At 70.7% G+C, this 23,543-nt stretch carries 21 protein-coding genes, 1 other RNA gene and 1 pseudogene; 5 read left to right on the top strand and 18 right to left on the bottom strand.

The window, feature by feature from the left end; translation table 11 throughout:
- The first annotated feature begins 25 nt into the window (after positions 1–25).
- A complete protein-coding gene (locus NUG21_RS07410; protein WP_263392706.1) occupies positions 26–922 on the top strand; it encodes an SDR family oxidoreductase in 897 nt (298 codons plus the stop codon).
- A 191-nt stretch (positions 923–1,113) separates the two neighbouring features.
- Here the strand turns inward: NUG21_RS07410 and NUG21_RS07405 are convergent, their stop codons facing one another.
- The 11 genes from NUG21_RS07405 to bfr form a co-directional block, all read right to left on the bottom strand.
- The gene (locus NUG21_RS07405) at positions 1,114–1,785 is read right to left on the bottom strand and encodes a TetR/AcrR family transcriptional regulator (RefSeq protein WP_160945821.1); all 672 of its coding nucleotides are present in this window, start codon (positions 1,783–1,785) and stop codon (positions 1,114–1,116) included.
- Positions 1,786–1,950: 165 nt separating this feature from the next.
- On the bottom strand, positions 1,951–3,393 hold the full coding sequence (locus NUG21_RS07400) for an aldehyde dehydrogenase family protein (protein WP_263392705.1): 1,443 nt from the start codon (positions 3,391–3,393) through the stop codon (positions 1,951–1,953).
- 122 nt (positions 3,394–3,515) lie between these two features.
- Positions 3,516–4,667 (bottom strand): MFS transporter, encoded by a 1,152-nt coding sequence (locus tag NUG21_RS07395; protein WP_242159488.1) that lies wholly within the window; start codon positions 4,665–4,667, stop codon positions 3,516–3,518.
- A gap of 84 nt (positions 4,668–4,751) precedes the next feature.
- On the bottom strand, positions 4,752–5,390 hold the full coding sequence (locus NUG21_RS07390) for a hypothetical protein (protein WP_263392704.1): 639 nt from the start codon (positions 5,388–5,390) through the stop codon (positions 4,752–4,754).
- A 3-nt stretch (positions 5,391–5,393) separates the two neighbouring features.
- The gene (locus NUG21_RS07385; RefSeq protein WP_160945818.1) at positions 5,394–6,842 is read right to left on the bottom strand and encodes an aspartate aminotransferase family protein; all 1,449 of its coding nucleotides are present in this window, start codon (positions 6,840–6,842) and stop codon (positions 5,394–5,396) included.
- 49 nt (positions 6,843–6,891) lie between these two features.
- On the bottom strand, positions 6,892–7,533 hold the full coding sequence (locus NUG21_RS07380) for a class II aldolase/adducin family protein (RefSeq protein WP_263392703.1): 642 nt from the start codon (positions 7,531–7,533) through the stop codon (positions 6,892–6,894).
- Positions 7,520–9,163: a xylulokinase gene (locus NUG21_RS07375; RefSeq protein ID WP_263392702.1), complete on the bottom strand. Its 1,644-nt coding sequence runs from the start codon at positions 9,161–9,163 to the stop codon at positions 7,520–7,522. Before NUG21_RS07375 ends, NUG21_RS07380 begins: the two co-directional genes overlap by 14 nt.
- Positions 9,164–9,166: 3 nt before the next feature.
- Positions 9,167–10,060: a TorF family putative porin gene (locus NUG21_RS07370; RefSeq protein WP_263393053.1), complete on the bottom strand. Its 894-nt coding sequence runs from the start codon at positions 10,058–10,060 to the stop codon at positions 9,167–9,169.
- Between the two features lie 104 nt (positions 10,061–10,164).
- A complete protein-coding gene (locus NUG21_RS07365; protein ID WP_263392701.1) occupies positions 10,165–10,590 on the bottom strand; it encodes a DUF2147 domain-containing protein in 426 nt (141 codons plus the stop codon).
- A gap of 57 nt (positions 10,591–10,647) precedes the next feature.
- Positions 10,648–10,977: a hypothetical protein gene (locus tag NUG21_RS07360; protein ID WP_263392700.1), complete on the bottom strand. Its 330-nt coding sequence runs from the start codon at positions 10,975–10,977 to the stop codon at positions 10,648–10,650.
- Between the two features lie 216 nt (positions 10,978–11,193).
- Positions 11,194–11,685 (bottom strand): bacterioferritin, encoded by a 492-nt coding sequence (gene bfr, locus NUG21_RS07355; RefSeq protein WP_026143459.1) that lies wholly within the window; start codon positions 11,683–11,685, stop codon positions 11,194–11,196.
- A 191-nt stretch (positions 11,686–11,876) separates the two neighbouring features.
- Here bfr and NUG21_RS07350 point away from each other — a divergent pair, with 191 nt between their 5' ends.
- From NUG21_RS07350 to NUG21_RS07335, 4 genes are all read left to right on the top strand, one after another.
- Positions 11,877–14,255 carry a penicillin acylase family protein gene (locus tag NUG21_RS07350; RefSeq protein ID WP_263392699.1) on the top strand — a complete coding sequence of 793 codons (2,379 nt, stop codon included), beginning with the start codon at positions 11,877–11,879 and terminating at the stop codon, positions 14,253–14,255.
- Positions 14,256–14,337: 82 nt separating this feature from the next.
- Entirely contained in the window at positions 14,338–15,384 is a 1,047-nt protein-coding gene (locus NUG21_RS07345) for a right-handed parallel beta-helix repeat-containing protein (protein WP_160945812.1), read from the top strand.
- A gap of 308 nt (positions 15,385–15,692) precedes the next feature.
- Positions 15,693–16,358 carry a hypothetical protein gene (locus tag NUG21_RS07340; RefSeq protein ID WP_263392698.1) on the top strand — a complete coding sequence of 222 codons (666 nt, stop codon included), beginning with the start codon at positions 15,693–15,695 and terminating at the stop codon, positions 16,356–16,358.
- 6 nt (positions 16,359–16,364) lie between these two features.
- Positions 16,365–16,766, top strand: a complete 402-nt coding sequence (locus tag NUG21_RS07335; RefSeq protein ID WP_263392697.1) for a GGDEF domain-containing protein — start codon at positions 16,365–16,367, stop codon at positions 16,764–16,766.
- Between the two features lie 109 nt (positions 16,767–16,875).
- Here NUG21_RS07335 and NUG21_RS07330 read toward each other — a convergent pair whose 3' ends face one another.
- The 7 genes and pseudogenes from NUG21_RS07330 to NUG21_RS07300 form a co-directional block, all read right to left on the bottom strand.
- On the bottom strand, positions 16,876–17,487 hold the full coding sequence (locus tag NUG21_RS07330; protein WP_263392696.1) for a LysE family translocator: 612 nt from the start codon (positions 17,485–17,487) through the stop codon (positions 16,876–16,878).
- Positions 17,484–19,175, bottom strand: a complete 1,692-nt coding sequence (gene asnB / locus NUG21_RS07325) for an asparagine synthase B (RefSeq protein ID WP_160945809.1) — start codon at positions 19,173–19,175, stop codon at positions 17,484–17,486. The genes NUG21_RS07330 and asnB overlap by 4 nt, the downstream gene beginning before the upstream one ends.
- A 251-nt stretch (positions 19,176–19,426) precedes the next feature.
- Positions 19,427–20,557 carry a succinyl-diaminopimelate desuccinylase gene (gene dapE / locus NUG21_RS07320; RefSeq protein WP_263392695.1) on the bottom strand — a complete coding sequence of 377 codons (1,131 nt, stop codon included), beginning with the start codon at positions 20,555–20,557 and terminating at the stop codon, positions 19,427–19,429.
- Positions 20,558–20,716: 159 nt separating this feature from the next.
- A pseudogene (locus NUG21_RS07315) lies at positions 20,717–21,174 on the bottom strand (GNAT family N-acetyltransferase).
- Complete coding sequence (locus tag NUG21_RS07310; RefSeq protein WP_019797108.1) at positions 21,171–21,527, bottom strand: arsenate reductase; 357 nt, start codon at positions 21,525–21,527, stop codon at positions 21,171–21,173. Before NUG21_RS07310 ends, NUG21_RS07315 begins: the two are co-directional and overlap by 4 nt.
- Before the next feature lie 28 nt (positions 21,528–21,555).
- Positions 21,556–21,632: non-coding RNA, sX9 sRNA (locus tag NUG21_RS07305), on the bottom strand.
- A 221-nt stretch (positions 21,633–21,853) separates the two neighbouring features.
- The gene (locus NUG21_RS07300) at positions 21,854–22,462 is read right to left on the bottom strand and encodes a hypothetical protein (protein ID WP_263392693.1); all 609 of its coding nucleotides are present in this window, start codon (positions 22,460–22,462) and stop codon (positions 21,854–21,856) included.
- Positions 22,463–23,543 lie beyond the last annotated feature (1,081 nt).

Below are 23,543 nucleotides of genomic sequence, written 5' to 3'. Positions count from 1 at the left end.
TCGGACTGACCCACCGGAGTGCACCATGCGTATCTTTCTGACCGGCGCGACCGGTTTCATCGGCTCGGCGCTGGTTCCCGAACTGCTCCAGGCCGGCCATCGCGTGCTCGGCATGACCCGATCGGAGGCCGGCGCGCAGGCGCTGCGCGCGGCCGGCGCCGAGGTCCACCACGGCACGCTCGAGGATCCGGACAGCCTGGGTCGTGGTGCCGCCCAGGCCGATGCGGTGATCCATGCGGCGTTCGATCATGATTTCAGCAACTTCGCCGCCAACTGCGAGAAGGACAGGCGCGCGATCGCGGCCCTGGGCGCGGCGCTGCAGGGCTCCGATCGCCCGCTGCTGATCACCTCGGGCACGGGCGTGGGCAGCGGCGAACACGGCGAGCCGGCCAGCGAGGACGTCTTCAACGCCGCGCATCCGAATCCGCGCATCGCCTCCGAGCAGGCCGGCAATGCGTTGCGCGAGGCCGGCGTCAACGTCTCGGTGATGCGGCTGCCGCAGGTGCACACCCCGTTTCGGCAAGGGCTGGTCACCCCGCTGGCGGCGATCGCGCGCGAGAAGGGCGTGGTCGCCTATGTCGGCGACGGCAGCAACCGCTGGCCGGCCGGCCACCTGTCCGACGCGGTGCGGCTGTATCGTCTTGCGATCGAGAAGGCGCAGCCCGGCGCGCGCTATCACGCGGTCGGCGAGGAAGGCGTGCGCATCCGCGAGATCGCCGAGGCGCTCGGGCGCGGCCTGAAGCTGCCGGTGGTATCCATTGCGCCGGGCGAGGCGGCCGCGCATTTCGGCTGGATGGCGATGTTCGTGCAACTCGACATGCCGGCCTCGAGCGCGCTGACCCAGGCCAGGCTCGGCTGGACGCCGACCGGTCCGACGCTGGTCGCGGATCTCGACGAAGGCCGGTTCGCCGCCGCGCCCTGATCCCGTCGGGGCCGGCACGTGCAGCGCCTCGCGGGCGTCGCGCCGTGTCTGCGGACGCCTCGTTTGCAGTTGGCCTCAAGCCGCCGTTTGGTGGCGCGCGGTTCGCGCTGGCATCGGCCGCTGCGCCTTGCGATTGCGTTGCGTGGGCCACGCAGGTGCCGCACATCCGGAACCGACGCCGCAGCCCCGCCTCACCCAGCCGCGGCCCCGTCGCGCAGCTGCTCGATATGGCTGGCGATCATCGCTGCCACGGTATCGGCCACCGCACGGGCGCTCAGGCGGGTGTCGAACAGCAGCTCCACGGTCGCGTAGATCAGATCGACCACGATGCGGCTGACCAGCCGCAACTGGCGCGGGTCGGCATCGGGGAAGGCCTCACTGAGAAAGCGCACCTGGCCTTTGGTCACCTGCGCGTGCGAATCCAGGCGCACCTGCTGCAGCGCGGGCACCGCGCGCAGCGCGCGCAGCACCCACACCCCACCCTCGGTCGCCTTGGTGACGCGGTAGGTATCCAGCACCAGCCCGGCCAGCGCACGCTGCAGTTCCTCGCGCGTGCCGCTCATCGCCTGCCGGGTGATCCACTTGGGGATGAGCTGGTTCTGCCGCTCCATCAGCCGCCGGCCCAGTTCCGACAGCAGCGCGTACTTGTTGGGGAAATAGCGGTACAGCGCCGGCGGCGTCAGCCCCGCACGCGCGCACACCAGGTTGGTGGACAACCGCTCCACGCCGACATCGCCGAGCAGTTGCGCGGTGACCGAGAGGATCTGCTCGTAGGTTTCGGTGGCGCGATGCTGCGCCGGCACCTTGTTCCCGGTCAGGCGCGGGCGGTGCGGTGCGGGGGAACGCGGCGTGTCGGCGGGCATGGGATCTCGATGGTGGTGAAGCGGCAGACGCCACGCTGGCGGCGCTGCGTCGATCTGGCGGCATGCATCGCCACGGCAATGCATACGCGGACGGCGCCGCAGCGTCGCTGCACGCGCCGGCATCGCATCTTACCGCGCCCGCCCCTGGCACACCGGCTGCGCTGCTCAGCGCCGCGCCAGCCAAGCGCTGAGGCCGGCCGCCAAGCGCTGCTGCAAGGACGTATAGGGTGGAAAGAACGCTTTGACGATCGGCAGGCGGCCGCCCTGCAGCAGCGCGCGCTCGTGCGAGAAGGCGCGGAAGCCATGCACGCCGTGGCCGCTGCCGAAGCCCGAGGCGCCCACCCCGCCGAACGGCAGGCCGCTGTGCACGAACTGCTGCAGGCAGTGGTTGACCACCGCGCTGCCGGAGCTGGTGCGCGCCAGCACCCGCGCGATGCCGGCGCGGTCGCGGCTCCACAGATACAGCGCCAGCGGCTTGGGCGCAGCGTCGAGCCGGTCGAGCACCTCGTCGAGGTGCGCAAACTCCACCACCGGCAGGACCGGGCCGAAGATCTCTTCCTGCGCGATCCGTGCCTGCGCCGGCACCTGCGCCAGCAGCGTCGGCGCCACGTAGCACCGCGCCGCGTCGTGCTCGCCACCGGCCAGCAGCTGCGCACCGCCGGCGCGCGCCTCGTCGATCAGGCCGGCCACGCGCGCGGCATGCGCCGGGTGGATCATGCGCGCCAGGTGCGGGCTGGCGGCGACCGCCTGCGCGTCGGCACCGTAGCGCTGCGCCAGCAGTGCGCGGCAGTGGTCGAGCAGGCGCGCGCTGACACCGCGATGCACGAACAAGGTATCCGGTGCGATGCAGGTTTGTCCGGCGTTGACCAGCTTGGCCCAGACGATCACCTCGGCGGCGCGGCGCAGGTCGGCGCTGCGATCGACGATCACCGGCGACTTGCCGCCCAGCTCCAGCGTCACCGGGGTCAACTGCCGCGCCGCCGCGGCCATCACCTGCCGGCCCACCGACGCCGAGCCGGTGAAGAACACATGGTCGAACGGACACGCCAGCAAGGCCTGCGCGGTCGCCGCACCGCCCTGCACCAGGGCCACTTCCTCCGGCGCGAACGCCTCCTCCAGCACCGCCTGCAGCACCGCGTTGACCTGCGGCGTGAATTCGGACGGCTTGATCAGCGCGGTGTTGCCGGCGGCCAGCGCCGATACCAGCGGCCCCAGCACGGTGGCCACCGGATAGTTCCAGGGCCCGATGATCAGGCAGCAGCCCTTGGGCTGGTAGGCGATGCGCGCGCGCGTGCCCAGGGCCAGCAGGGTCGGCGCGACCTTGCGCGGCCGCATCCAGCGCGGCAGCTGCGCGATGGCAGTGGCGATCTCGTCGACCACCGGTAACAGTTCGGTCAATTCCACTTCCAGCGCAGGCTTGGCGAAATCGGCGGCGAAGGCGGCGATCAACGCCTGCCGCCGCGCCAGCAACGCATCGCGCAGCGCCCGCAGATGCGCGCGCCGCGCGTTCGCCGACGAGCCGCGCCAGGCCAGCGCGGTGGCCTGCTGCGCGGCGAACAGCGCCGCGATCGTCTCCGGCGCGGTGTCCTGCACGGACTCAGGCGACATCATCGTCCTCCTGCCTGCCGGACGTCGGCAGCCACATTGCACAGGGCAGCGCCCTGCCCCGCGTCACGTGCGGCCGACGGGCATGCGTCACGGCGGCGAGCAGCACGCACGCGCGGCCGCAATCACCGCGCATGCGAACCAGCCTGCACGGCGACCGGGCCGCGTTGCCGCCGGCCGATCCACAGCGCCAGCAGCGCCGCCGCCAGCGCGAAGCCCAGGCCGACCAGCGGCACCGGTGCCGGATCGTCGGCGTGCAGCAACAGCGAGGCCAGCAACGGCCCGCAGGCCGAGCCGATCAATTGCGCGGCCGGCACCAGTACCGCCACCCGGCCCTGCGCATCGGCGCGCAGCGCCAGGCCCACATGGAACGGCATCAGGAACATCCAGGCGAAGCCGAACGCCACGCACACCGCCGCGAACCCGAGTGCCGGATTGCCGGGAACCCGATACATGGACGCGGCCACCAGGCACAGCACCAGGCTGCCCAGGGTCAGGGTCGCCGTCACCGACAGCCGCCGCACCCAGTAGATCGCCGCCAGTCCGCCGGCGATCTGCATGCCCAGCACCCATGAGGTCTGCAGTTGCGCCGCATGCGCGTCCAGCCCCGCACGCAGCGCCAGCGGTTCCAGGTAGGCCCACAGCGCGCCGATCGCCGACATCTGCAGGAACGCCACCAGCAGCGGCGCCAGCGTCGCCGGCGACCAGCGCAGCCTGGCGGTGGCGGTCGTCGCGCACGGGGCAATGGCTGCGGACGCCAGGGACGCTGGCGCGGTCAGTGCCGCCGCCAGCGGCAGCACCAGCAGGCAGGTCGCGGCCATGGCGACGAAGCCGCCCTTCCAGCCGGCCGCCGGCAACACCCACAGCGCCAGCGCCGCCGCCAGCGCGATCTGCGCCAAGGCCTGCAGCACCATGAACACTGCGGTGGTCCGGTCCGGCGTCGCCGCGCGCACGATGCTGACCGTGGCGACCCAGACCAGCAGGCCCTCGGCCAGGCCGGCGGCCGCGCGCAGCGCGACGAAGGCCGCGTCGCCCTGCGCCTGCACCGTGGCCAGATTCAGCAGCGCCGCCAACAGCGCCGCCACGATCGCGGTGGCGCGCTGCCAGGACACCGGCAGCAGCGCATCGCCCAGCGCCACGCCGATGCCCAGCGCGATGATCTCGCCCATCGCCACCACGCCCACCCCTGGCAGCGTGATCAGGCGCTGCTCGACCAGTGCGCCGAGCACGATCGGCTGTACGCCGAGGATCAGCAGGGCGATGGCGCCGATCGACAACGCCGCAGCGAGCGGACGCGTCGCCTGGACGGCGGTTGGCGCGATGGAAGACGGGGATGGCGTGGCGGTCATCGCGGTGGACCCTCAGTAGCCTTTGCTTTCGGCCGGCAATTCGCCAGCGGCGAAGGCCGCGGCGGCACGCATCTGGTCCTTGCGCAGCCGCCCGTTGGCGATGCGCCGGACCCACCAAGGCAACTCCCGCACCTGGCCGCCGGCGGCGGCGGCGAGCACGTAGGCCTTGGCGCATTTCTCGAACAACTCCACGTTCAACGCCAGCCGCTGCGCGGTGATGCCCAGACACAGCGGGCGTGCGCCGAGCAGCAGCACGCTGCCGCCTGCCGGCGGCGCCGTCGCCAACGCCTCGACCGCAGAAAAAGGCGCCGGCATCGGCCCGATGTGCCGGGCCTGCTCGTCGAACACCTGCGGCAGCACGCCGCCGACATCGGCCAGGCGATGGCCGAACGCGCCCGCCGACCAGGCGCTGGCACCGACGTCGGGACGCCGCAGGTACACCTGCGCGTGCACCTGCGCCGCCACCGGCAGCGCCGGGTCGCGCCAGTCCAGCCACTGCGGCCGCTCCGCATCGAGCGCGCCGCAGCACATCGCCGTGCTGCCCGGACAGCGCAGCGCCAGCGCTGCCGCATCGTCGCCGAGCAGGCGCTTGGCCACGAGCCGCTCGCGGGTGTGCAGCCACAGCGATTCGATGTGCGAGAGGGTGGGCATGCGCTACACCAGCTTGAACACGTCGTCGAAGCGGTTCAGCGCTTCGTCCACCACCGCATCGGTATCGGCGCGGCTGGTGTAGATGCGGCTGCCGGCCAGGGTGATCAGCCCGTGCGCGGAGTACGCCGCGCCCATCTCCTCCATCATGTGCTTGCGCTGCTTGGCCTCGTTGCGCACGCGCCACAGCTTGTACAGGTTGCCGGTGTCCAGCAGCAGCACGCCGGAGGTCTGCAGGTGCACGATCGAGCCCATGTTGTAGACCACGTACGGCAGGCCGAGACGGCGGATGATCGCCTCCAGGCCCTGCCGCAGGCGATCGCCGGCGCGGCCGGCCTGGCCGGCGGCGTCGCTGCGCTGCGCCTCCAGCAAGGCGTGGTAGCCGGCCACGCAGGACAGCGGATTGGCCGACAGCGTGCCGCCGACGAAGGCCCGCCGCGCGGTGGTGCCGATGCCGCCGACCAGGCTCATCATCACCTCGCGGCGGCCGCCGATCGCCCCGGCCATCGGATAGCCGCCGGCCAGGCATTTGCCGAGCACAGTGATGTCCGGCAGGACCCCGAAGTAGCCCTGCGCGCCGCCCGGGCCGAGCCGGAAGCCGGTGACCACCTCGTCGAAGATCAGCAGCGCGCCGAACTCGTCGCAGAGCGTGCGCACCTGCCGGTTGTAGTCGTGATGCACCGGCCGCGTGCCGCTCTCCGGCCCCAGCGGTTCCAGCAGCACCGCCGCGGTGCCGCCGCGCAGGCGGTTGAGCTGCAGCTTGCGGCGCAATGCCTCCAGATCGTTGGGATGGCATTCCTGGGTGTAGGCGGTGGCGCCACGCGGGATGCCGATCGCCTCCATGCGCCCGGTGCCCGGCAGGCGCATGCCGTACACCAGTTGGTCGCTCCAGCCGTGGTAGGCGCCGCCGATCTTGATGATCCATTTCTTGCGGGTGTGGGTGCGGGCCAGGCGCACCGCACCCATCACCGCCTCGGTGCCGGAGCCGAGCAAGCGCAGCATCTCCACCGCCGGCATGCTGGCGCAGACCAGTTCGGCCAGCTTGACCTCGTATTCGTGCAGCAGGCCGGTCACCGGGCCGCACTGGTCCAGCACCGCCTGCACGTGTTCGCGCAGTTCCGGCGGATTGGACCCGAGCAGGGTCGGGCCGCCGGCCTGCAGGAAGTCGATATAGCGGTTGCCGTCGACGTCGGTCAGGTACGCGCCCTCGGCGCTGTGCATGGCCAGCGGGAACGGATGGTTGAACGCCAGGTTGTGCTGCACGCCGCCGGGGATCACCTGCTTGGCCGCATCGCCCAGGCGCCTTGAGCCCTGGCAACGCTCGTCGAAGTAGCGCATCACCTTGGCCATGCCGGCGGCGCCGATCGGCCGCATCGGCTGGTTCACCAGCGCATGGAAGCGCGCGTACAACTGGTCCACATCGGGCCATTGCGAAATGGCGGGGGTCTGGCTCATGGTCGGTGCCGGGCTCGGGGGAACGGAAACAGAAAGGGCGTGCATGCGCTCAGGCCTCCAGGGCAGTGAGAACGGCGCGCAACGGCACGGCCAGGCCGGTGTCGTGCAGGGCGCGGCGGCGGATGCGGCGCGTCAGGTGTTCGCGCGCCACCTGCTCCAGCGCATCGACCGCCGCCACCGCCTGCTCCAGGCTGCGGCCGCAGCACAGCACGCCGTGGTTGCACATCAGATAGGCATTGCGCGATGGGCGCAGTTGCCGCGCCAGCAACCAGGCCAACAGCCCGGTGCCGGACGGGAAGTAACCGACCATCGGCACGCTGTGGCCGATCGCCACCTGCAACGCCGGGTCCTCCACCGGCAGCGCCGCACCGAGCAGCGCGCAGGCGCTGGCCACCGGCTGATGGGTGTGGATGCTGCAGGCCACGTCGGGCCGGCGGCGCAGCACCTGCGCATGCAGGCCGGTCTCCACCGACGGCGTGGCGGCGCCGTCCAGTTGCCGCAGGTCGGCCAGGCGCACCACGCAGATGTCCTCGGCGCGCATCGCCAGGTAATCGGTGGCCGACGGCGTCACCGCGAAGCGCTCGGCGTCCAGGCGCAAGGCGACGTTGCCGCCGGTCCCGGCCAGGTAGCCGCGCCGCGACAGTTCCACGCACAGCGCGACCACGCGCGCGCGTTGTTCATGGGCAAACATGCTGGGGAACCTCCGGCACGCACTCGGGAAGGGGATTCATGCGCCGGTAGATCGGCGCGAGGGTGCGCTGCAACTCGCGGAACGTCGCATAGCGGTCGTCGTACAGCGCGCGCGTGGCCGCAGACGGTTCGTACACCCGGCGCGCACGTTGCAGCGCCGGCAGGTCGGCGAAGCGCAGCCGGCCCAGGCCCACGCCGGCGATGAAGGTGGCGCCGATCGCATTGGCCTGGATCGGGTTGTGCAGTTGCCGGATCGGCTGGCCGCTGACGTCGGCGATGATCTGGCACCACAGGTCCGACTGCGCGCCGCCGCCGACCGCGGCGACCACCCCGGGATCGCGCCCGAGCAGGCGCGCGAACGGCTCCATCATCCAGCGCGTGTTCAACGCCACCCCTTCCATGAAGGCGCGGATGATGTCCTCGCGGGTGTGCATCAGCGACAGGTTGACCAGCCCGGCGCGCAGGCTGTGGTCCTCCACCGGGGTGCGCTCGCCGAACAGCCACGGCATGTACACCAGGCCGTTGGCGCCCGCCGGCACCCGCGCGGCGATCACGTTGAGCACCTCGTACACGTCCGGGCGCTCCTCGTCGCGGAGCAGTTCGTCCGGATGGAACAGAATGCGGTCGCGCAGGAACGACAGGTTGGCGCCGGCGGTGGACTGCAGCGCGGTGGCCAGGTAGCGCCCGCCGACCGCACACGGCACGGCGGCGATATTGCTGAACACGTCGGTCTTCATCCGCGGCACGTGCGCGCCCAGCCACGACGAGGTGCCGAGGTACAGATGCGAGGCGTAGTCCTCGACGGCCGCGGCCACCGCCACCGCCGAGTTGTCGATGGCGCCGGCGATCACCCGGGTCTGCGGCGACAGGCCCAGTTGCGCGGCCACGCCCGGCAGCAGCGGCCCCAGCACCTCGGTGGAGGCCACCAGGTCCGGCAGCTTGTCGCGCTCGATGCCGAGCAGGCGCAGCAGGCCGTCGTCGTAGCGGATCCGCATCGGGTCGCGGTTGTCGGTGACCCAGGTGGTGAGCACCGAATCGGCGGTGGCACAGAAACGTCCAGTCAGGCGCAGGTTGAGATAGTCCAGCGCGTTGAGGAACTTGTGCGTGCGCTGGTAGCGCTGCGGTTCGTGGTCGCGCAGGTAGGCGATGTGGCCGGCGCAATCCTTGCCGCTGCCGGCCGGCGCGCCGCCGCTCAGGCGCAGCCAGCGCAGCAGCTTCAGCGGCGCGTAGCCGCGCACGTTGAGCCAGCGCCCGCGCAGGCGCCGCGCGATCGCCGCCTGCCCGCGCATGTCCAGCCACAGCATGGCGTTGCCCAGCGCACGGCCGTCGCGGTCCACGCACACGGTGCACTCGCCCTGGGTCGAGCAGCACACCGCGGTCACCCGCCGGCGCAGCCCCTCGCCCCCTTGCAGCACCGCCGCGGCGGTGACCAGCAGCGCGTTCCACCAGTCGCGCGGATCCTGCTCGGCGCTGACCCCGTGCACGTGCAGCGGCACCGGTTCGAACGCCCAGGCGATCACCTGGCCGTCCAGGGTGACCAGTGCGCACTTGCAGCCGGAGGTTCCCAGGTCCACCGCCAGCACCAGCGGCTGGTCGCCGCCACGGTCGGCATCGAGCAGTTCGCTGCGCATGGGTCAGAACGTGTAGCCGATCGAGGCCACCAGGGTGTCGCCGTCGGTCTTGCGGATGCGCGCGCCGTCCTGCACCCAGTACAGTTCGTGCGCGTTGACCCGGGTGCTGACCCAGTCCAGGTTCCAGTCCAGGCCCCAACGCTTGTGGGTGACGCCGATCTGATAGTCGGCGAAGCTGCCCTCGCTGAAGTTGCGCAGCTTCTGGTAGCCGGCGTGCAGGCGCAGCGTGGTGGACGGCAGCAGCGACGGCAACAGCGGGGTCTGGTAATTGAGATCGCCCAGCAAGGTGCCGCGCGAATCGTGGTCGCCGCGGGCGAAGCAGCGCAGCGCCACGGTCGGGTCGGCGGCGAACTGCAGGATCTGCGCGCACACGCCGCCGGTGTCGGCGCCGCGGTAGGTCTTGGAGAACACGTACAGCACGCGGCCCTCGACCGCGCCGTAGCCGAGTTCGAGCACGCCGAAATTGCTGTCGTAGTTGGTGCGGCGGATGTCCTCCGGCGTTCCTGTCTCCAGGTCGATCCGGTGCGGGGCCAGGAAACTGGCGCCGGGGAAGCGCTCGGTCGCCAGGCCGACGCCGGCATGCCAGGCATCGGGGTTGCCGAAGCGGTAGCCGGCCGCCGCAGTCATGCCCAGGCCGTCGCCGTCGAGGAACTGCTTCTTGCTGACCTTGGCCACCTCCAGCAGCGCGACGAAGCCGCTGGCGTGCACGAACTGGGTGGTCCACTTCAGCGACGGGCGCATCAGCGAGTCGGACACGCCGCGCGTACGCTGCTCGCTCATCAGCTTGATCTGGTTCTGGAACTCGTAGTTGACCATGCCATCGGGGTCGGCCTGCTGGGCCTGGGCCTGGGCGCAGCACGCACCGTGCAGGGCCAGTGCGCCCGCGAGGGCCGCCATGAAGCGGACTGCAGTCATCTCAATCTCCCCTGGTTCGCTGAGGAAGTGGGACGCGCGGCGGCCCGCACGTCGATGGCGCCGGCGCGTTGCGCGCGGCGGGTGGACTACTTGGTGCAGACCGGCGTGCCGGGCAGCGCCTGCACGCGGGTGAAGCGCTCGGTCTCGCCAAGCACTTCCACGCCGACAAAGGCGCGCAGGTCCAGCGACTTGCCGCTGGCGCGCAGCGTGGCCTTGTAGCGCTTGCCGCTGCGCGGATCGAAGGCCCAGCCATCGCGCCAGGTATCGCCGTCCTCGTGCCCAAGGCGCGCGATCTGCACGCCGCAGGTATCGGTCGCGGTGCCGGCGTCCTTGTCCCAGACGATGCGCCCGCACAAGGCCGTGCCCGCATCCGCGCAGGGCGCGAACTCCACCACCGCGTCCTTGGCCGCGGTCAACCACAGCCCCTGCGCCGTGGCCGGGGCGGCGCACGCGGTGGCGCTCGCCAGCAACCATCCGGCGGCAGCCATACCGATCGCGCCGCACCGCTTCATTCCCGGACTCGCCTGCATCGAACGCCCCCTCGCCATCGCGCAATTCAGTAGTGAAAACTACCGTATAGCGATCACTACTGTTTTGCAAGCATTGCACACACCCTGCTGGTCGCGGGCGCAGCGAATCGCGCAAGCTTTTGGATTTAAAGTGATTTTTGTGCGTAGCGCCAGGCATGCGGCGGCCAATTTTGCGGCGCTGCAACAGCCACCGGCGAAGATGGCGAAGCGGATCGGCCGGCTTTCGGACCATGTCAGCCGCCACGCGCCGAACGCATGCGTCGGTCGCGCGCACTCCACCAGCGCAGGCACCTGCGCGCCGCCGAACGCGGTCGGCGACGTCACGCAACGGCTAAAGACAACGGCCAATGCAGCGAGATCGGTCGGCATGGGCTGCCACCTGGCTGCAGCGGCAACCTTCACTACATCGACAATGCGCACTGTCACCGGTGAAGAGCGGCAATGCCGCTGCGGGCCAGCGAGACAGAGAGGGCGACCGGTACGCGCGACCGGCCGCAAGCGGCCGGTGATGGCGCGGCCGCAGTGGCGGGAAATTCCCCGCTCAGTGCATCGGCGCCTCCCGCACGCGGGAGGCGCGCGGACGGATCAGGCGTCCTTGCCGGACACGTGCCCGTCGATCTTCGAGGTCTGGTACAGCGCCATGCCGATGCGCTTGATCAGGCCGAGCTGCTGCTCCAGCCACCAGGCATGGTCTTCCTCGGTGTCGCGCAACTGCGCCAGCAGCACGTCGCGGCTGACGTAGTCGCCGTGCTGCTCGCACAGCTTCATGCCCGCGGCCAGATTGGCGCGCACTTCGTACTCGACCTTGAGGTCCTTCTCCAGCATCTCCTCGACCGTGCGTCCGGGTTCGAAGGCATGCGGGCGCATGTCCGGGTCGCCCTCCAGGAACAGGATGCGCCGCAGCAGCGCATCGGCGTGCTCGGTCTCCTCTTCCATCTCGTGGTTGATGCGTTCGTACAGCGCCAGCAGGCCCTGGTCCTCGTAACGCCGCGAGTGGATGAAATACTGGTCGCGCGCGGCCAGCTCGCCGCGCAGCAGCTCCTTGAGGCATTGCACAACGTCGGGGTGTCCCTTCATGGGGCGGGCTCCGTGGGGTCGACTGAGGGCGCCATAGTGCCCGATGCCGCCGCGCCGCGTTCCAATCGGAATCATTCACATCCCGAGTCGCACCACCCACGATGCGTGACCCCGCGCACAGCGTGCCGCGCCTACGCGGGAACGACACGCACTCGTGTCTAGAATCGGAGACTTGCCACCGGAGAGAGACGATGCGCGGTCGATGGAAACGCCTGCTGCTGGGCATGCTGCTGCTGGCGGCAGCCCTGGTGCTGTGCGTCTGGCTGCTGCTGCGCGGCAGCCTGGCCACGCTCGACGGCGATGCCCCGCTGCAAGGCCTGCAGGCGCCGGTGAGCATCCAACGCGACGCGCTGGGCGTGGTCACCATCGAGGCCGCCGACGAAGCCGATGCGATGCGCGCGCTCGGCTACGTGCACGCCCAGGAACGCTTCTTCGAGATGGACCTGCTGCGCCGCGCCGCCGCCGGAGAACTGTCCGAGCTGGTCGGCCCGCACGCGCTGGACGTGGACAAGGCGCGGCGCGCGCATCGCCTGCGTGCCCGCAGCAGCGCGCAGCTGGCCGCGTTCGCCGGCACGCATGCGGCGGCGCTGCAGGCCTACAGCGCCGGCGTCAACCAGGGCCTGCACGCGCTGCGGGTGCGGCCGTGGCCGTACCTGGTGCTGTTCGCTGCGCCGCGTGACTGGCAGCCGGTGGATTCGGCGCTGGCCGGCCAGGCGATGTACTTCGATCTGCAGGGCAAGCAGCTCGAGCGCAAGCTGGACCTGTACCGCCTGCAGCAGCGCTTGCCGGCGCCGCTGTACGCCCTGCTGCGCCACGAGGGCAGCAGTTGGGACGCCGCCCTGGATGGCAGCGTACGCGGCGATGCGCTGCTGCCCACCGCCGACCAGCTCGATCTGCGGCGCCTCGCGGACGCGCCCGCCGCCGCGGGCGCCGTGGCCAGCAGCGCGCCCGGCAGCAACAACTGGGCCATCGCCGGCAGCCGCACCGCCGACGGCCGCGCCATCGTCGCCAACGACATGCACCTGGGCCTGCGCGCGCCCAGCCTGTGGTTCCGGGTACGCCTGCGCTATGCCGATGCGCAGGCGCCGGGCGGCCGCGTGGACGTGTCGGGGTTCTCGCTACCGGGGCTGCCGGCGGTGATCGTCGGCAGCAACGGCCACATCGCCTGGGGCTTCACCAACAGCTATGCCGATACCGCCGATTGGTACCGGCTCACCCCATGCGCGGCGGTCGCGCAGCCCGGCTGCACGCCGGTCACCGTGCACCGCGAACAGATCCGCGTCTCCGGCGCGCCCGCCACCACGCTGCAGGTGGAGGACACCGCCTACGGCCCGATCCTGCAGCACGAGCCCGATGGCAGCGCACTGGCGCTGCGCTGGGCGGCGCAATTGCCGGGCGCGCTGAACCTGGGGCTGGCCGACTTCGCCCGCACCGATACGCTGGGCAGCGCCTTCGCGCGCGCGCAAGGCATCGCCACGCCGGCGCAGAACCTGGTGCTGGCCGACCGCGACGGCCACATCGGCTGGCGCGTGCTCGGCCCGCTGCCGCTGCGCGGCGCGCATTGCGCAGCCGACGCAGTCATGCACGACGTGCGCGCGTCGATGCCGGCGGATGCGCGCTGCGCGCCGTGGCCGCTGTCCACCACCCAATCGCCGCAGCGCATCGATCCCGCCGACGGGCAACTGTGGACCGCCAATGCCCGCGTGGTCGGCGGCGCCGACCTGGCACCGCTCGGCGACGGCGGCTACGCGCTGGGCGCACGCGCCCAGCAGATCCGCGACGACCTGCGCCTGCACCCGCACCTCAACGAACAGCAGTTGCTGGCGATCCAGCTCGACGATCGCGCGCTGTTCCTGCAGCGCTGGTGGGCGCTGCTGCAGCAACGCGACGCCGACGCGGCCACACCGGCGCTGCATGCCTTGTCGCAGGCGGCCAAGCACTGGGAGGGCCGCGCCAGCACCGGCTCGGTGAGCTACACCGTGGTCCGCGCGTGGCGCCTGGCGGTGTTGACGCGGATCCGCGACGGCCTGATCGCGCCGGCCCGTGCCGGCTCCGGCGGCGCTGCCGCGCCACCGCCGCTGCCGCAGCTGGAAGGCGTGGCCTGGCCACTGCTGCAACAACAGCCGCTGCACCTGTTGCCGCGCCGCTACGGCAGTTGGCAGGCGCTGCTGGAAGACGCCGCCGCCGAGGTACGCACGACGCTGCAGGCCGATGGCCCGCTGGACACGCGCCGCTGGGGCCTGGAGAACCGCGCGGCGATCTGCCATCCGCTGGCGCAGGGCCTGCCGGCGCCGCTGCGTGGCTGGCTGTGCATGGCGGACACGCCGCTGCCCGGCGACGACGACATGCCGCGGGTGCAGCGCCCGGCCTTCGGCGCGTCCGAACGCATGGTGGTGGCGCCGGGCCACGAGGCCGACGGCATCGTGCACATGCCGGGCGGCCAGAGCGGCCATCCGCTGTCGCCGTTCTGGGGCGCCGGCCACGCCGACTGGGTGCAGGGTCGCGCCACAAAGTTCCTGCCCGGCCCGACCCAGCACACGCTGACATTAAGGCCGCCCGCTCCACAATGACCTGATCTCGGTTCCGCGCACGCGTCTGTCTCATGCGCCGGCCTACCGTCTTCCCTCCCCCCACTGCCGAGTCTGCCTACCGATGAAGCGCCCTCCCCTGCTCGCCCTGTTGCTGCCGCTTGCCGCGGCCGTGTCGTTCTCCGCCTGTGCCACGCCGGCCGCCGACGCGCCGGCTGCTGCGTCCGACTGCAGCGTGCGCGCCGAACCCGGCGACGATCTGCAGGCCGCCATCGACCGCGTCCCCAACGACGGCAAACCCGCCACGGTGTGCCTGAGCGCCGGCGAATTCCCGGTCGGCAAGCTGCTGTCGATCCAGCGCGACGGCCTGCGCCTGCGCGGCCAGGGCGACAGCACCGTGTTGCGCATGCGCGATCACGTGCAGCAACCCACCATCGTCATCGGCGACTACCAGAACGAGCGCCCCATACGGCCGATCCGCGACGTGCGCGTGGAGCAGTTGCAGATCGTCGGCGGCACCATCGACAAGGAGTTCATGCCCGAGCGCCCGTACCTGAGCAACAGCCTGGTGGTGGTGCGCAACGGCCAGAACATCCAGCTGACCCACCTGCGGGTGAGCAAGTGCCGCAGCGCCTGCCTGCTCAGCGAGTTCGACAGCCGCGACCTGCTGATCGCGCACAACGACGTGTCCGGCGCGATCTGGGACGGGGTGTCGTTCAACCGCACCGCCAAGGTCAAGCTGATCGACAACGTGATCCACGACAACGTCGCCGCCGGCATCACCACCGAGCACCTGGAAGACAGCGAGATCCGCGACAACCGCCTGGAGCGCAACGGCAGCCAGGGCGTGTACCTGGCCGACGCGCGCCGCAACCTGTTCGCGGGCAACCAGTTCATCGACAACAAGGGCGCCGGGCTCTACCTGACCTGCTCGATCCGCCAGCGCACGCCGCAGATCCTGTGCTGGGACAACAGCATGAGCCAGGACAACACCTTCGAGAACAACACCTTCCGCGGCAATCCCTACACCTACACCATCGGCGTGGACAGCGCGGCCAACTGCACCGGGCCGGACTTCCGCCCCAACCTGTGGCGCAAGAGCAACCAGGCCGATGCCTCGGGCATCGACATCCAGCCCGAACGCTACGGCCACTGCGTGCGCTTCGAGTAAGCGCGCTGCTGCCTCGCCGCCCTGACGCCCTGCCGCCCTGCCTGTCTCGGCAGGGCGTCGTGGCGCGGTCGTGCCGCGGCTGACGCGCGGCATGCGTCCGGCGCGTGCAGGTCGCTGCCCTCTCCCTGGTACCGCATGACCGCCCGCCATGGCCCCGGCGGCGCACGCATCCGACGAAGGCGCTAAAGCTGTGCCTGCAGCGGCCGCTATCCGGTGACGACGCCCCAGCGACCGACGGATCGCGCTGGACCACCGCACCGGCCGTGCCGCGCAGACGCTGGAGTGCCGCGGCGCTCTCTGGAGAGCAGATGAACTACCACCTGCATGTTCGCCGCACGCTCGACACGCCGATCCTGGCGCTCCAAGGCCTGACCCTGTGCGCCTGGCTGGTGCTGCTACTGTGCAATCCCTACCTGAGCCGACCGCTGGACTCGCGCTACGCGCTGGCCTTCGTCGCCATGCTGGGCAGCTGTGTGGTCATGCGCATGGCCAGGCAAGCCTGGCAATGGCGGCTGGGCGCGTTCCTGTCGGTGATCGCGTTCGACGCCGCGTTCCGGCTGCAGCTGCACCACATGGGCGGCGCCAGCCTGGCCTGGCTGCTGCCGGTGGCGGTGACCCTGTGCCTGGGCTACAGCGTGCTGTTCTCCAGCACGCGCGACTACCTGCTGGCGCTGGCCTGCACCTGGGCGATCATGCTCGGCTGGCACGACAGTCTGGTGCCGACCGCGGCCGACCTGCCGCTGCTGGAACTCCTGGTGGCGGCGGTGACGATCGTCGGGTTGGCCCTGAACCGCATCGTCGTCACCGCCATGCGCAGCACCCACGCGCAGCGGGAAAGCGATCGGCGCCTGGCCGCGACCGATGCGCTGACCGGCCTTCCCAACCGGCGCGCGCTGCTGGCCGACCTGCAGGCGGCGATCGGGACGCAGCAGGCGGTGCAGTTGGCCATGCTGGAGATCGACGACGTCGAGTAGATCGGTATGCAGCACGGCCACCACGTCGGCGATGCGCTGCTGCAGGCGCTGGCGACGGAACTGCTGCGATTGGATCCGCGCTGCCGCGTCGGCCGCCTCGGCGGCGAAGAATTCGGCTTGCTGTTCGAGGGCGTGTCGCAGGCCAAGGCGCGCGAACGGCTGCAGCGCCTGCAGCAGCGGATCCGCGGCGTGCGCGTGGATGGGGTCGGCTTCACCTGCAGCATCGGCCTGGCATCGCTGCCAGTCGGTGGCGAGCTATCCGACCTGCTCGCCCGCGCCGACCGTGCGCTGTCCGCTGCCCGACAGGACGGCCATGGCAACCTCCGCCTCGACGGCGCCGCAAGCGCCTTTCCTGGCACGCCCACGTTCGCGGGCAGCGTCGATCTGCCGGCAGCCACGCCGCCGTAAGCCCGCGGCAGACGTTGCGCTTGCTCCGGGCGCGGCGGTAGCGCGCATCTGCGCCTAGACACAGCCGGTGCGTGCAGCGCCGCCCTTGTCCGCGCGTCGCACGCCGCCGCTACACGGCCCGCCACAGCAGGCGCAGGCCCAATCCGCTCATCAACACCGCACTGAGCCGATCCAGCGGCCGCCGCGCGCGCAGCCACCAGCGCCGAGGCGCCGGCGCGGACAGCGCCCCGGCCACCACTGCAAACCAGGCCGCATCGATGGCGAAGGCCAGCAGCGGCAGCACGACATAGTCGGCCGGCACGTGCTGCGCCGGCAGCAGCGCGGCGAACAGGCCGGCGAACACCAGCGCGGTCTGCGGGTTGCCGACCTGGGTCAGCAAGCCCATGACGAAGGCCGAACGCACGGCCGGCACCTCCTGTGCCAGCGCGACGGCCGGCGCCGGCGTCCGCCACGCCCGCCAGGCCAGCCACAGCAGATAGACGGCACCGGCGATCGACAGCGCACGGTGCAGCGCCGGCACCCGTTCCAGCACCGCCTGCAGGCCGAACAACGCCGCCAGCGCGAACAGGGCGCACCCCACGCCCATGCCCAGTGCCGCGGCGAATCCGGCCGCGCGCGAGCGTCCGGCGGCCAGCCGCGCCACCAGCAGGAAGCTCGCGCCGGGGCTGATCGCCCCCAGCAGCAGCACGCCGGCGATCGCCAGCAGGCTAACAGCGGTCATCCCAGCGCCTGCGCGTGCACCCCGGCCACCGCGCGGCCGGAGGGATCGGCCATGGCCGCGAAGCTGGCGTCCCAGGCGATCGCCGCTGGCGAGGAGCAGGCGATCGACTTGCCGCCGGGCACGGTCTCGGCCGCGGCCGGGGTCGGGAACACGCGCTCGAACAGGCTGCGGTAGTAATAGGCTTCCTTGGTCTGCGGCGGGTTCACCGGGAAGCGCTTGTCGGCCGCGGCCAGTTCGCGGTCGCTGACCTGGGCCTCGGCGTGCGCCTTCAACCCATCGATCCAGCCATAGCCGACGCCATCGCTGAACTGCTCCTTCTGCCGCCACAGGATCGACTCGGGCAAGTAGCCCTCGAAGGCTTCGCGCAGCACCGCCTTCTCGATGCGCTTGCTGCCGTCGGCGCGGGTGCCGGCCATCTTGTACTGGGCGTCCATGCGCATGGCCACGTCCAGGAACTCCACGTCCAGGAACGGCACGCGCGGCTCCACGCCCCAGGCCATCATCGACTTGTTGGCGCGCAGGCAATCGTAGTTGTACAGCGCGTCGAGCTTGCGGATCAGTTCCTCATGGAACTCGCGCGCGTTGGGCGCCTTGTGGAAGTACAGGTAGCCGCCGAAGATCTCGTCGCTGCCTTCCCCGGACAGCACCATCTTCACCCCCATCGCCTTGATCCGCCGCGCCAGCAGGAACATCGGCGTGGAGGCGCGGATGGTGGTGACGTCGTAGGTTTCGATGTGCCGGATCACCTCCGGCAGCGCATCCAGGCCTTCCTCGAAGGTGTACTCGAAGCCGTGATGCACGGTACCCAGGGCCTCGGCGGCGATCGCCGCGGCGGCCAGGTCCGGCGAGCCCTTCAGGCCGATCGCGAACGAGTGCAGGCGCGGCCACCAGGCCTCGGCCTCGTCGTTCTCCTCGATGCGCTTGCGTGCGAAGCGCGCGGCCACCGCCGCCACCAGCGACGAATCCAGCCCACCGGAGAGCAGCACGCCATACGGCACGTCGGTCATCAGTTGGCGGTGCACGGCGCGCTCGAAGGCCTCGCGCAGTTCCTGCTTGCCGACCTCCACGCCCTGCACCGCGGCGTAGTCGCGCCACGGCTTGCGGTAGTACTGCACGAGTTCGCCGCTGGCGCTGTCGTAGTAGTGGCCCGGCGGGAACTGGGCGACGTCGGCGCAGCTGTCGGCCAGCGACTTCATCTCCGACGCCACGCGCAGCCGGCCCTGCGCGTCATGGCCCCAGTACAGCGGGCACACGCCCATCGGATCGCGCGCGATCAGCACGCGGCCGGCGGCCTTGTCCCACAGCGCGAAGGCGAAGATGCCGTTGAGGCGGTTCAGCAGCGCGTCCGGCGTGGTCTCGCGGTACAGCGCGTTGATCACCTCGCAGTCCGAGCCGGTCTGGAAGGCGTAGGGCTGGGCCAGTTGCTTCTTCAGTTCGCGATGGTTGTAGATCTCGCCGTTGACCGCCAGCGCCAGTTGCCCGTCGTCGGAGAGCAGCGGCTGCGAGCCGCCGGCCGGATCGACGATGGCCAGGCGCTCATGCACGAGGATGGCGCCGTCGTCGACATACACGCCGCTCCAGTCCGGGCCGCGGTGGCGCTGCCGCTGCGAGCAGTCCAGCGCCTGCCGCCGCAGGGCCTGCAGGTCGTCGCCCGGTTGCAGGCCGAAGATGCCGAAGATCGAACACATGGGAAAGCTCCTGATCGTGGGGTGGTGGTCGCGAGGGATGCACACTCCAGGCACAAAAAAACCCGCATCGGCCGATGCGGGTTTTCTGGTGGCTGGGCGTGGTGTTTCTGGTAGCGCCTAGTCGCAGACCCGCATCGGCCGCGCACGGTTATTCGCCAGCGCGTTATTGCGGCCGTTGGCGGTGGTCGAGCGGAGGATGGACAGCGAGGTCATGGGGCGACCGTAACCCGGCACGCGGGCGGGCGCAACTGTTACCGCAGCAACCGTTCGACCAGGCGCAGGTACAGATCCGGCAGCGCCTCCAGGTCGGCCACGCGCACGTGCTCGTCGACCTGGTGAATGCTGGCGTTGACCGGACCGACCTCGATGCACTGCGCGCCCAGCGGCGCGATGAAGCGTGCATCGGAGGTGCCGCCGCCGGTGCTCTCCTCCGGCGGCGCACCGGCGACCTCGCCCAGCACCTCGCGCGCCACCCGGCGCAGCGTGCCTTCCGGGGTGTAGAACGGTTCGCCGCTGCGGTGCCAGCGCAGGTCATAGTCCAGTCCATGGCGATCGAACAGCGCGGCGATCTCCGCCTCCAGCCGCGGCGCGTCCCAGTGCGGGGTGTAGCGCAGGTTGAAGGCGACCTGCAATTCGCCGGGAATCACGTTGTTGGCGCCGGTGCCGGCGTGCACGTTGGAGATCTGCAGGCTGGTCGGCGGGAAGCTTTCGTAGCCGTCGTCCCAGTGCCGCGCGACCAGTTCGGCCAACGCCGGCGCGGCCAGGTGGATCGGGTTGCGCGCCTTGTGCGGATAGGCCACGTGCCCCTGCACGCCGCGCACGCTCAACGCGCCGGAGAGGCTGCCGCGGCGACCGACCCGCAGCAGGTCGCCGAGCCGTTCGGTGGACGAAGGCTCGCCGGTAATGCACCAGTCGATGCGTTCTCCGCGCTCGGCGAACACGCGCGCCACGTGGCGCACGCCGTCGATCGCATCGCCTTCCTCGTCGCTGGTCAGCAGCACTGCCAGCGTGCCCGGGTGCTGCGGCTGCGCGGCTACGAACCGCTCGGCGGCGACCACGAACGCGGCCACGCTGCCCTTCATGTCGGCAGCGCCGCGTCCGTACAGCACGCCGTCGCGCACCTGCGGAACGAACGGATCGCTGGCCCAGGCCTCGCGCGGTCCGGGCGGCACCACGTCGGTATGCCCGAGCAGCGCCAGCACCGGACCGTCGCCGCCGCGGTGGGTCGCCCACAGGTTGTCGACCTGCCCGCAGCGCAGCCGCTCGATGACGAAACCGGCGCGTTGCAGCCGCTGCGCGATCAGTTCCTGGCACCCGGCATCGTCGGGGGTGACAGACGGGCGGGCGATCAGGTCGCAGGCGAGTTCAAGGACATCGGACATGCAGGACACCGTTGGAAGACACGAGGGAGACGCGATGAGGATCGCCAGCGGCAGCGTCGCGTACGGGCGACACCGGAAACGCAGTGTACGAGCGGTGCTGGCGGATTCGAAGGGTCTGCCAGTGTCGCCTGGCGGATGTGCGGCGCGGTCGCGGCTTCGCTACGACGCGACGCCGGGCCAGCGCATGCACTGCACGCGCACCGCGAAGGCCTCGTTGCCCGGCATGCGCCCGCCGTGCACACCGGTTTCGACGAAACCGCAGGCCCGGTAGAACGCCAGTGCCGCGGCATTGCCCTCCAGCAACTCCAGGGTCAGGCCGGCCGGGCTGGCGTCCTGCACGGCGGCCACCAGCGCCTGGCCGACGCCGCGCCGGCGTGCGGTTGGGTCCACGTACAGCCAGGCCAGTTCCTCGCCATCGTCGGCGACGAAGCCGAGCACCTGGCCCTGCCACTCGGCGACCTGCACGCGGTAGTCGAACAGGGCCTCGCGCTCGGCCGCGATCGGCAGCGGCAGGAACGCCTCCACCAGGCCGCCGCCTGCAGTTCCTCCAGACGCGCGGCATCGTGGATGGCGCACAGCCGCGTCCAGTCCTCGGCCCGATACGGGCGGATGTTCACGCCACCCCGAATCGCTGCTTGAAACCGTTGTCGGAGAAGCCCTGACTGAGCCGGCCGTCGTCGGTCACCACCACCGGCCGCCGGATCAGCTGCGGATACTCACGCAGCAGCAACTTCCACTCGGCATCGGAGCCAGGTGTCTTCTTGTTGTCGGGCAGTTGCCGCCAGGTGGTGGAGGACTTGTTGACCAAGGCGTCGAACCCGCCGGCCTGGCCGGCCCAGTCCAGCAGGGTCTCCGGCGTCGGCTTGTGCTCGCGGTAATCGACGAAGGTGTAGGCCACGCCGAAGCGGTCCAGCCACTTGGTCGCCTTCTTGCAGGTGTCGCAGTTCTTCAATCCGTACAACGTCGTCATCGAAACATCCCTTCAAGCGAGGAAGCGTGGCTACAACACGTTGCGAGCAGCCGACAGATGGCCGGGACGGCGCGCGCAGGAACCGGAGTGTACAAGTGCGTCCATGATTCCGAGCACCGTCCCCGCTCGCCTGGCGGCTGCGCAGCAGATTCGCTAGCCGCTCCAAGCCCCTCTCCCATCGGGAGAGGGGTCGGGGTGAGGGTCGGTGCGCCGTGCTGCCATGGCACATGCAGACAGCCCGCGTTGCCTCACCGCCCGCGAACGCCATCGGTTCCGTTGCTGCAGTGAGACGGGGCGATCGGACAGCCACCTCTCTAGACCAAGCCTCACTGCGCCGGTAGTTCCTGTAGCTTCGCCGAGTCGATCCGCCAACGCAGTTGCGCGGCCGAGGCCCCGTCCACCCCATTGACCCGGCGCAGCACGTAGTTGCCACGGAAGCGTTGCCGCGTGCCGTCGGCCAGCGTCGCTTCCACGGTGACCGGCACCGGCTGATACACCGAGCCGGCGGCACCGTCGCTGGCGCCGAGCGCGCCGATCGTCACCGTCACCGCACGGGTCCTGGCGAAGCCGGCCTTGAACGCATCGTAGGACTGCCCCGGGCGCCCGTCCTCGCCCCATTGCTGCCAGGCCACCGGGTAGTCGCGCGCGTTGATCGCCGCGTAGTAGCGCCGCACCACGTCGGCCGCTACCTGCGGGCTGTCGGCGGCCGCACCGCACCCGGCGGTGGTCGGTCCGTCGCGGCCGAGCAACGCGCAACTGCGGGCGATCTCGTTGTCGATCATGGCGCAGCTGTTGGCGGCATTGCAGGGCGGATGCGTGGCCGGCGACACCGCGCGACAGGTCGCCACGCGCGCCGCCGCGGCGTCGGCGCCGATCTCGGCGGCGCAGGACAGCGGCTCGCCGGCGCCGGCGCTCTCTGCGGTCGTCGCAGGCACTTGCGCAGGCGCAGGTGTCGCGACCGAAGCGGGGTTTGGCGCAGCGTCCATCGCAGTGGGCGTGTGGGCACCCGCAGGTGCCGCTGGCGCCGGTGCGCCCTCACGCCCGCATGCGGACAACGTAAACGCCACCGTCATCCAGCAAGCCCATTTCATCTTCCGCATCGGTATCTCCTGTCGGCACAGTGGCAGCACCCGGCAACGGTCTACGCCAGGCATCGTCGGCCCGATCCGCATCGCTGCGGCAGCGCTCGAACCCGCGTGTGGCAGCGTATCCGGCCACCGATGTACGCCGGGTGTGCGCCCTTCCCTGGCCGCGAGACCGCGAGTCCTGCGAGACAATGGCCTCGCGCCGTGCGACGACCACATCATGTGCCTGGCCTACCCGCAGACAGCGCACTGGCAGTGGATTCGCCGGAGGTTCGGCATACCGGATGCCGATGACGACGGAAGCCACAGCGTGGTTTATCGCCTTTGCGTTTGCTTTTGATCTACCGGGTTCCCTTCCGCAGCGGCGGATGGACCGGGGAAACACCCGAAGGGCGGCGCACAGGGATGTGCGCCGTTCGCGGCAGGGGCAGGGCTCGCCGGGAGAAGGCGAAGCACTGCTTCGCCCCAGCGGGCGGGCCGGCGCCGTGAGGCGACTGCCCCGGACTTGGCTGCAACGCAGCCAAGCCCCTTCCGCGAATCCCCGGTGCATCCGCGGACCCGGAGCGCGCAGCGCGGAGGGCGCGTAGGCAGGGCGTGCTTGACCAGCCTTCGGCTGTGGTGAAGCACTTCTTTTGGTTACTTTTCTTTGCACGAGCAAAGAAGCGCTTCTCAGCAGCCGAAGGCTGATCAAAGTAACTCGCCCGCAAGGGCGAAAGCTTTTGCTGCTGCCGCAAGCTCAAGTGCTTGATGATTGGAAATGTAAGAGCGGCTGCGGCGTGGATGCAGTGCAATTCAGCACCACCGTGCTGCATGCTTTCGCGAGTGCCACCGCGCTGGGCACTCTTACAGGAACACGCACAGTAACCGCGCAACACACAAAGGCCCCCACCTGACCACGAAGTCGACAGGAAGCAGCACACCAAAGCGAGAC

It is taken from the genome of Xanthomonas sp. CFBP 8445, from assembly GCF_025666235.1.
GTDB lineage: Bacteria > Pseudomonadota > Gammaproteobacteria > Xanthomonadales > Xanthomonadaceae > Xanthomonas_A > Xanthomonas_A indica.
The sequence above is the reverse complement of the archived record's forward strand: the minus strand, read 5'-3'. Positions and strand labels throughout refer to the sequence as shown.

Excerpts from the sequence above, each read along its gene's own strand:
- NUG21_RS07410 (WP_263392706.1), top strand. The coding sequence starts at position 26 with ATGCGTATCTTTCTGACCGGCGCGACCGGTTTCATCGGCTCGGCGCTG.
- NUG21_RS07405 (WP_160945821.1), bottom strand. The coding sequence starts at position 1,785 with ATGCCCGCCGACACGCCGCGTTCCCCCGCACCGCACCGCCCGCGCCTG.
- NUG21_RS07400 (WP_263392705.1), bottom strand. The coding sequence starts at position 3,393 with ATGTCGCCTGAGTCCGTGCAGGACACCGCGCCGGAGACGATCGCGGCG.
- NUG21_RS07390 (WP_263392704.1), bottom strand. The coding sequence starts at position 5,390 with ATGCCCACCCTCTCGCACATCGAATCGCTGTGGCTGCACACCCGCGAG.
- NUG21_RS07385 (WP_160945818.1), bottom strand. The coding sequence starts at position 6,842 with ATGAGCCAGACCCCCGCCATTTCGCAATGGCCCGATGTGGACCAGTTG.
- NUG21_RS07380 (WP_263392703.1), bottom strand. The coding sequence starts at position 7,533 with ATGTTTGCCCATGAACAACGCGCGCGCGTGGTCGCGCTGTGCGTGGAA.
- NUG21_RS07375 (WP_263392702.1), bottom strand. The coding sequence starts at position 9,163 with ATGCGCAGCGAACTGCTCGATGCCGACCGTGGCGGCGACCAGCCGCTG.
- NUG21_RS07370 (WP_263393053.1), bottom strand. The coding sequence starts at position 10,060 with ATGGCGGCCCTCGCGGGCGCACTGGCCCTGCACGGTGCGTGCTGCGCC.
- NUG21_RS07365 (WP_263392701.1), bottom strand. The coding sequence starts at position 10,590 with ATGAAGCGGTGCGGCGCGATCGGTATGGCTGCCGCCGGATGGTTGCTG.
- NUG21_RS07360 (WP_263392700.1), bottom strand. The coding sequence starts at position 10,977 with ATGCCGACCGATCTCGCTGCATTGGCCGTTGTCTTTAGCCGTTGCGTG.
- bfr (WP_026143459.1), bottom strand. The coding sequence starts at position 11,685 with ATGAAGGGACACCCCGACGTTGTGCAATGCCTCAAGGAGCTGCTGCGC.
- NUG21_RS07350 (WP_263392699.1), top strand. The coding sequence starts at position 11,877 with ATGCGCGGTCGATGGAAACGCCTGCTGCTGGGCATGCTGCTGCTGGCG.
- NUG21_RS07345 (WP_160945812.1), top strand. The coding sequence starts at position 14,338 with ATGAAGCGCCCTCCCCTGCTCGCCCTGTTGCTGCCGCTTGCCGCGGCC.
- NUG21_RS07340 (WP_263392698.1), top strand. The coding sequence starts at position 15,693 with ATGAACTACCACCTGCATGTTCGCCGCACGCTCGACACGCCGATCCTG.
- NUG21_RS07335 (WP_263392697.1), top strand. The coding sequence starts at position 16,365 with ATGCAGCACGGCCACCACGTCGGCGATGCGCTGCTGCAGGCGCTGGCG.
- NUG21_RS07330 (WP_263392696.1), bottom strand. The coding sequence starts at position 17,487 with ATGACCGCTGTTAGCCTGCTGGCGATCGCCGGCGTGCTGCTGCTGGGG.
- asnB (WP_160945809.1), bottom strand. The coding sequence starts at position 19,175 with ATGTGTTCGATCTTCGGCATCTTCGGCCTGCAACCGGGCGACGACCTG.
- dapE (WP_263392695.1), bottom strand. The coding sequence starts at position 20,557 with ATGTCCGATGTCCTTGAACTCGCCTGCGACCTGATCGCCCGCCCGTCT.
- NUG21_RS07310 (WP_019797108.1), bottom strand. The coding sequence starts at position 21,527 with ATGACGACGTTGTACGGATTGAAGAACTGCGACACCTGCAAGAAGGCG.